The sequence below is a fragment of the Clostridium sp. AF02-29 genome, from assembly GCF_934835585.1.
Classification (GTDB): Bacteria; Bacillota; Clostridia; order Lachnospirales; family Lachnospiraceae; genus Otoolea; species Otoolea fessa.
On the sequence record NZ_CAKVZK010000057.1, the window covers coordinates 1 to 7,311 of the forward strand.

The following is a 7,311-nucleotide window of genomic DNA, read 5'->3' on the forward strand; positions in this document are numbered from 1 at the left end:
ATTCATCTCACCACCTAGAGAGGATGGGAGAATTCTTGCAAAGTGTTGTTAAAAACAGGGGAGACAGCCACACACACACCGCTGTCTCCCCTGTTTATTCCCCAAATGGTCCCTGTGCGCCCCGGCGCACGCCTCTTATTCATCTACCAATGTAATCTGTACCCGTTTCCCCATCGCCGCTGCGATCTTTACCATAAAATCCAGCGACGGATTGTAGCTGCCGCTCTCGAAGCGGGTGATATTCGGCTGGGAAATCCCCGCCTTTCTGCCAAGCTCCGTCTGTGTCATGCCGTTTAACTTACGATTCTGCTTAAATCCCTCGATCGTCGCCTCCCGCGCCTCCTGCTGCCAGCGCTCCATCCACTGTCTGTATTCCGCATCCGTCTGAAACGTTTCCGGAATCCTGTTTGCGTTTTTCATTGTGCTACCTTCTCCTTTTCGAATCTGCTCTGCCGCGGCGCCACCCTCCCAAAGCCCGCCGCTGCCGTCCTCTATAGAATACCATCTTTCCACCCTATAAATCAAGGTATTTCCCTGTAACGGTCCACCGGCAGTTACTTTCGATCGCCTTTTCCCCTAAAACATACGATTCGCGCGCTCTGCCACTTGAAAGCAATGCCTCTCTTCTGGTATAATAGATGGACTTATGCAAACATCTGCCTGACCGCTTCCAATCGGCGGACTCCCAGATATTTGCGGCAAATCTTATATAATGTTTGAGGAGTTACAATTTCATGGAAAAAAGAGAATCTTTCAACAGTAAGTGGGGCTTCATCCTCGCCTGTATCGGATCGGCGGTCGGCATGGGAAATCTCTGGATGTTTCCCACCCGCGTCTCCCTGTACGGCGGCGGCTCGTTCCTGATCCCGTACTTTATCTTCGTCGCCCTGATCGGCTCCACGGGTGTCATCGGGGAAATGTGCCTGGGACGCGGCACCCGCTCCGGTCCAATCGACGCGTTCGGCGCTGCCTGCGAGACACGCGGCAGGCGCAAACTGGGTGACGCGCTCGGTTTCATCCCGGCAGCCGGTTCCCTCGCGATGGCGATCGGCTATACCGTCGTCATGGGCTGGATCCTAAAATATGCCATCGGAGCCTTTACCGGTGCCACGCTTGCCCCGGCCGACACAGACGGTTTTGCCTCTGCTTTCGGCTCGATGGCGTCCGCATTTGGAAACAATGGCTGGCAGCTTGCCGCCCTCTTCTTCTGCATTCTGATTCTGATGTTCGGCGTCGGAAGCGGAATCGAGAACGCCAACAAGCTGATGATGCCGGTATTCTTCATCCTGTTTGTCTTTTTAGGCATCTACGTGGCATTCCAGCCGGGTGCGATGCAGGGCTACCGCTACATTTTCCGCATCGATCCTGAGATCCTCGCAGACCCAAAAACATGGATTTTCGCACTGGGGCAGGCATTTTTCTCCCTGTCCGTCGCCGGAAATGGAACCTTAATCTATGGTTCCTACCTCTCCGATGAGGAAAACATCCCGGCATCTGCCGCGCGGGTTGCCCTGTTTGATACGATCGCCGCGATTCTCGCCGCCCTCGTCATCATCCCGGCAATGGCAACCACCGGTGCAAAACTTGATCAGGGTGGTCCGGGACTTCTCTTCATCTACCTCCCGAACCTCATCCGCTCAATGCCGGGCGGTACGTTGATCGCGATCATTTTCTTCGTAGCCGTTCTCTTCGCCGGGATGACCTCCCTGCTCAACCTCTACGAAGCACCGATCGCCACCGTCCAGGAAAAACTCCACCTTGGCCGCGTCCCTGCCTGCGCGGTTATCGGTATCATCGGAGCTGCCGTCTCCCTGTTAATCCAGGGCATCGTCTCCGACTGGATGGACGTTCTCTCCATCTACATCTGCCCCCTCGGTGCCGGACTCGCCGGAATCATGTTCTTCTGGGTATTCGGAAAAGACTATGCAGAAACGCAGGTCAACAAAGGCCGCGAAAAGAAATTTTCAAAATGGTTTGTACCGGTGTGCCGCTATATTTATATTCCGGTATGTGTGCTGGTATTAATATTAGGCATCGCATTGGGCGGTATTGGATGATATTGGATGATATAAAAAAATGATTGACAAATCTCATTTACGCGCTATAATAAGAACTATCATTTAAAACCTACAAAACAAGTAGGAAATATATTTTTATAATCGTTTATGAATTTTAAGGAAAGGAGGAAACCATCATGAGAACATCTTATTCAGTTATGTCTGCTATGTGTTGTTGTATGGAGTGTATGTGCTGCTGTTGCTGTGACACTCTTACTTTTGTTGTGCAGACAGATAACTGGATGATATCTTCATGAGGTTTTTCTCATCTTGCTTTCACTGGAAAGTGGTAGATACGATCCAATTTAGGAGGTCTGGACAACCAGACCTCCTTTTTTGTACCCATTTATATTTCAGTATGCAAAATTAAATATTTATATTGCATCCAGATATATCATTCGTATAAAAAACACGACACATACAGAAGTCATTTTTCAGGAATTATCCCTTAAAAATGTGCTTCCCCAGATAAACAAAGTTAAAGGAGACCAGAAATGATTCGATTCGAACATTTAAGTAAAACATTCCAGACGAAAGACGGTGCATTTGAAGCACTGAAGGATGTGTCCTTCGAAATAGAAAAGGGCGATATCTACGGCGTCATCGGTTACAGCGGTGCCGGAAAATCCACCCTGATCCGAATGGTAAACGCCCTGGAAAGACCGACTTCCGGAAAGATTTTCGTTGAAGATAAGGACATTGGAAGCCTGAGCGCAAAAGAGCTTCGCAGCCTCCGAAAGGGAATCGGAATGATTTTCCAGCAGTTCAACCTCCTGGAATCCAAGACAATTTACGACAACGTCGCGATTGCCCTGAAACTAAACGGCACCCCCAAAAAAGACATCGAAACGCGTGTGAATGAGCTGCTGGAGTTCGTCGAACTTTCCGATAAGAAGTCCTACTATCCGGGACAGCTCTCCGGCGGACAGAAACAGCGCGTCGGTATCGCAAGGGCACTTGCAAATAATCCGTCGATTCTTCTTTGCGATGAGGCGACCAGCGCCCTCGACCCGAAAACGACCGATTCCATTCTCAATTTGCTAAAGAAGATTAATGAAACTCTTCATATTACAATTGTGATTATCACACATGAGATGAATGTCATCCAGAAAATCTGTAATAAAGTTGCCGTCATGGATTTCGGTAAAGTCGTAGAAACGGGCTCTGTCATTCAGGTTTTCTCAGACCCGCAGTCCGATATCGCCAAACGGTTTGTCGGCAATCTCATCCACGACGTTATTCCGGAACCGCTCGTCGAGAGCATCCGCCGGGAAACGCGGAACAGCCGCCTGCTCCGCATCAAGCTGGAAAATACAGACAGCACCGAGCCGCTTCTCTGGGATATCAACCGGCGGTTTGAGGTGGAAACCAACATTCTCTACTCCACCATCAACGTTATTCAGGGCATCGTCGTCGGCATCATGCTCGTTCTCTTCATCGGAAGCGACGAGGAAATCAAAAAAGCCGAGCGCTACATTCTCGAATCAAACGAAGAATATAAGGAGGTTGTATTACCATGATTCAGCAGTATTTAGGCATTTCGCCAGACAAACTCATCAAGGCCGGTTGGGAAACCCTGTATATGGTCGGTTTTTCCCTGATTATCGGTTCCATCGTCGGATTTTTCATCGCCATTGTCTTATGGCTGACCCGCAAAGGTGGGCTCAAGGAAAATCCATTGCTTTACACGATTTTAAACGGTTTCATCAACATCATCCGAAGCACACCGTTTATCATCCTTCTGGTATGTGTAATGCCCTTTACGAAAATCATCGTCGGCACCCGGATCGGTACCAGGGCGGCTATCGTGCCATTAGTTATTTATACCGCTCCATTTTTAGCAAGACTTCTTGAGACATCGCTTCTGGAAGTCGGCGGCGGCATCATCGAGGCAGCCCAGTCGATGGGAGCGACCACGTTCCAGATTATCGTTCATTTTGTGCTTCCAGAAGCATTTGCTTCGGTTATCCTGGCTCTGACAACCGGCACCATCGCCCTCATCGGAGCAACTGCGATGGCCGGCTACATCGGAGGCGGCGGCATCGGAAACATCGCCCTGACCTACGGCTATCAGACCTTTAACTTCCCGCTGATGTTTGCGACCGTTTTCATCCTGATTGCATTTGTCTGGATCATCCAGAGCGTGGGAAACCGTCTGTCACAGAAGCGACGGACCCATCAGTAACTTATAACTTATTTCTATTGAAGAAACTGCTAATTTAAATACACTTAAAAAAAAAGGAGAACTCAATTATGAAAAATGTAAAAGCTTATGTAAGAACCACCCTGACCGCCGGTCTGATCCTCGCAGCTGCTGTTCTGGGAGGCTGCTCAAAGAGTGATGCTGGAAGCTCCGCTGCTGATACTGCCGCTGCTTCTTCCGGCACCGAATCTGCTGCTTCCGCCGATGCTTCCAATTCTAATAAGAAGGAGCTCAAATACGGAAAAGCTGCCGGTCCGTACACTGTCTTATTTGAGGATGCCATCAAACCAATTCTGGAAAAAGAGGGCTATACACTCACCGAGGTTGATTTCTCTGACCTTCTCCAGAATGACCTTGCTTTAAATGACGGCGAGATCGATTTCAATGTAGAGCAGCATACCGCTTATGCCGAAAATTTCAACGAAGCCCAGAAGGGTAACCTGGTCCCGATTTCCCCGATTCCTACCGTTCCGGCTGCCATCTTTTCTGCCACCGAAACCTCTCTGGACGCCATTCAAGACGGTGCCAAAGTAGCCGTTCCGGACGATGCCGCCAACACAGCCCGCGCTTATGTTCTCTTACAGAAAGCCGGATGGATCACCTTAAACCCGGATGTGGATCTCTCCACTGTCACCCAGGCGGATATCACGGAAAACCCTTACAACATCGAATTTACCGAAATGAACTCCACTAATATTCCAGCTGTTTTAGATGACTTTGATTATGCGGTTATCACCGGAAGTATTGTATACAATGCAGGAATCGATCCATCCACTGCCCTTCTTCAGGAAGACATTCTGCCGCATCTGATTCTGCAGGTCGTTGTAAAAGAGGAAAATAAAGATGCTCAGTGGGCAAAAGATATCGTTGCTGCTTACCACTCCGATGAATTCAAAGAATATTTAGACAAGAATAACAATGGTTTATGGTTTGTTCCGGAGGAACTGTTTAACTAATAGGAAACAGCATCGGAATACACCGGCAGGAAACAGGAGGATTTCACATGGCTCTCATTTTAGATAAAACCGAACAGAAAATTGTCGATATCATCGACGCACACCGCAACGAGATCATCGCATTCGCCAAAGATATCTACACCCATGCAGAGCTGGGTTATAAAGAATACAGAACTGCAGAAAAATTTGCTTCTTTCATGAAAAATCTGGGTCTTGAGACAAAGGAAGGACTGGCTGTCACCGGTGTCAAAGCCTACTTAAATGAAGAAGAGAAAACGAATGTAAGTCTGGCTCTCATCGGGGAACTGGATGCGCTCCGCATCCCGGAACATAAATATGCCAATCCGGAGACTCAGGGAGCTCACTGCTGCGGACATCATGCCCAGCTGGCCGGTGTCATCGGTGCAGCCCTGGCTCTGACCAATGAAGATGTAAAAAAAGAGCTGGACGGACAGGTTGTATTCTTCGCCGTACCGGCAGAGGAATATGGTGAGATTGAATTTAAAAACTCTCTGACCGCCCAGGGAAAAATCAGATACGGCGGTGGAAAATGTGAACTCATCCGCATCGGTGCTTTTGATGACATCGACCTGGATATCGTCCACCACACCGGAGACAAGGATATCAGTATTGGTTCTCACTCCAACAACGGTTTCGTCTCCAAGGTCATTCGTTATAAAGGACTGGCTGCCCACGCAGCCGGTGCCCCGCATCTGGGAGTCAATGCATTAAATGCAGCTTCCCTCGGACTTTCCGCCCTGGCTTACCAGCGCGAAACCTTCCGGGATGATGACCATGTCCGGATTCATCCCATTATCACAAAAGGCGGAAATCTCGTCAATGTAGTACCGGATGAGGTGGTAATCGAAACTCTGGTACGTGCCGCCAACAAGGATGCCATCGCAGATGCTGCTTCCAAAACCGACCGTGCCTTCAAAGCCGGTGCCATCGCCGTCGGTGCTGCCTGCGAAATCACCACTATGCCCGGATATCTTCCGGCTCTGAGTGAAAAAGCCGATGAATCAGTCCTGGCAGCCGCTGAGATTGCCGCACAAACCAGTGAAAAAGATTACCAGATTGTCCAGGAAAATACCCACGCCTACAGCGGCGGTTCCACCGATGTGGGGGATGTACAGCATCTGCAGCCGGTCCTTACCTTCAACACCGGCGGTAAAGTAAGCGGCCTCCACTCCGTTGACTTCGATATCGTGGATGAGGAACTTGCCTATGTGGTCACTGCAAAAATCTTTGCCCTCTCCGCTTACCGCCTGCTTCGGGACGGGGCTGTGAAAGCAAAAGAAATTGTAGAGAATTATCAGCCCATCTTTACCAAAGAGGAGTATATCAAATATATGGATTCCTTTATTAAGACGGAGACGTATCAGTAAGATAACAGAAAAGAAGGACGGGAGGTACTTTTTACAGCACCTTCCGTCCATTTACAGTCAACTTAAAGGTCGTTCCCAGTATCTCCGCCGACTTCCGGCAAAGCATCATTCTTCCCAGGAAAATCTCAAAATAATCATACATGGAACATATCTTTTCATCTACCTGAAGATTCAGGGCAATAACTGAACGATCCTTTTCAATCTTAAGTTTGGACTCTGTTACCGCATAATTCACACGGTCGTGTATATCAAAAGCGGCTCTCTCTTTTTCACGGACACGGCTTCTTCGTACATCCGTCTTATCAGCGATAATCAAAGCCGCAGATATCACATCCTCCGGACCTCCGGTGGATTCATCATGATTGCCGATAGCCGACATGATCGTAATCCGGTCATCCAGCGGCATATCCATCTCCTTCAGTAAAGAATTTGCCAGAAGGGCCCCGTACTCCGCATGATGGGTGCGATTGATGGCATTGCCGATATCATGCATATATCCGGCTATCTTTACCAGCTCTATCTCATGGTCTGAATATCCGAACCGCTCCAGTATCTTTCCTGCCTGACGCGCCACCTGCACGCAGTGAGCCTGGGAATGATCGGTATACCCAAGCTGTCCCAGATTTTCATCACCTTTCTTTAAATAGGCATTAATTAGGCGTTTGCGAAACGCCACAAGCCGCATAAATACGGCATTTTTTGTTACC

Annotated in this window: 7 protein-coding genes; 5 read left to right on the forward strand and 2 right to left on the reverse strand. The window is 48.9% G+C overall.

All coding sequences use genetic code 11. The annotated features are described in order from the left end of the window. Nucleotides 1-135 precede the first annotated feature (135 nt). Entirely contained in the window at nucleotides 136-420 is a 285-nt protein-coding gene (locus PUQ60_RS11030) for a helix-turn-helix transcriptional regulator (protein WP_022360005.1), read from the reverse strand. Between the two features lie 314 nt (nucleotides 421-734). On the opposite strand from PUQ60_RS11030, the gene PUQ60_RS11035 reads away from it, so the two are divergent. From PUQ60_RS11035 to PUQ60_RS11055, 5 genes are all read left to right on the forward strand, one after another. Next, nucleotides 735-2,057 carry a sodium-dependent transporter gene (locus tag PUQ60_RS11035; RefSeq protein WP_022360004.1) on the forward strand — a complete coding sequence of 441 codons (1,323 nt, stop codon included), beginning with the start codon at nucleotides 735-737 and terminating at the stop codon, nucleotides 2,055-2,057. Nucleotides 2,058-2,551: 494 nt separating this feature from the next. Next, complete coding sequence (locus PUQ60_RS11040) at nucleotides 2,552-3,577, forward strand: ATP-binding cassette domain-containing protein (protein WP_273381265.1); 1,026 nt, start codon at nucleotides 2,552-2,554, stop codon at nucleotides 3,575-3,577. Further along, a complete protein-coding gene (locus PUQ60_RS11045; RefSeq protein ID WP_273381266.1) occupies nucleotides 3,574-4,242 on the forward strand; it encodes a methionine ABC transporter permease in 669 nt (222 codons plus the stop codon). Before PUQ60_RS11040 ends, PUQ60_RS11045 begins: the two co-directional genes overlap by 4 nt. Before the next feature lie 68 nt (nucleotides 4,243-4,310). Then, nucleotides 4,311-5,216 carry a MetQ/NlpA family ABC transporter substrate-binding protein gene (locus PUQ60_RS11050; protein WP_118742926.1) on the forward strand — a complete coding sequence of 302 codons (906 nt, stop codon included), beginning with the start codon at nucleotides 4,311-4,313 and terminating at the stop codon, nucleotides 5,214-5,216. A gap of 47 nt (nucleotides 5,217-5,263) precedes the next feature. After that, the gene (locus PUQ60_RS11055; RefSeq protein WP_273381268.1) at nucleotides 5,264-6,604 is read left to right on the forward strand and encodes an amidohydrolase; all 1,341 of its coding nucleotides are present in this window, start codon (nucleotides 5,264-5,266) and stop codon (nucleotides 6,602-6,604) included. A 31-nt stretch (nucleotides 6,605-6,635) separates the two neighbouring features. On the opposite strand, the gene PUQ60_RS11060 is transcribed toward PUQ60_RS11055, so the two are convergent. Then, the gene (locus PUQ60_RS11060) at nucleotides 6,636-7,289 is read right to left on the reverse strand and encodes an HD domain-containing protein (RefSeq protein WP_273381269.1); all 654 of its coding nucleotides are present in this window, start codon (nucleotides 7,287-7,289) and stop codon (nucleotides 6,636-6,638) included. Between the last annotated feature and the right edge of the window lie 22 nt (nucleotides 7,290-7,311).

What these genes read in the sequence shown, in the direction of transcription:
- PUQ60_RS11035 (WP_022360004.1), top strand. Translation starts at nt 735, where the DNA reads ATGGAAAAAAGAGAATCTTTCAACAGTAAGTGGGGCTTCATCCTCGCC.
- PUQ60_RS11050 (WP_118742926.1), top strand. Translation starts at nt 4,311, where the DNA reads ATGAAAAATGTAAAAGCTTATGTAAGAACCACCCTGACCGCCGGTCTG.
- PUQ60_RS11055 (WP_273381268.1), top strand. Translation starts at nt 5,264, where the DNA reads ATGGCTCTCATTTTAGATAAAACCGAACAGAAAATTGTCGATATCATC.
- PUQ60_RS11045 (WP_273381266.1), top strand. Translation starts at nt 3,574, where the DNA reads ATGATTCAGCAGTATTTAGGCATTTCGCCAGACAAACTCATCAAGGCC.
- PUQ60_RS11040 (WP_273381265.1), top strand. Translation starts at nt 2,552, where the DNA reads ATGATTCGATTCGAACATTTAAGTAAAACATTCCAGACGAAAGACGGT.
- PUQ60_RS11060 (WP_273381269.1), bottom strand. Translation starts at nt 7,289, where the DNA reads ATGCGGCTTGTGGCGTTTCGCAAACGCCTAATTAATGCCTATTTAAAG.
- PUQ60_RS11030 (WP_022360005.1), bottom strand. Translation starts at nt 420, where the DNA reads ATGAAAAACGCAAACAGGATTCCGGAAACGTTTCAGACGGATGCGGAA.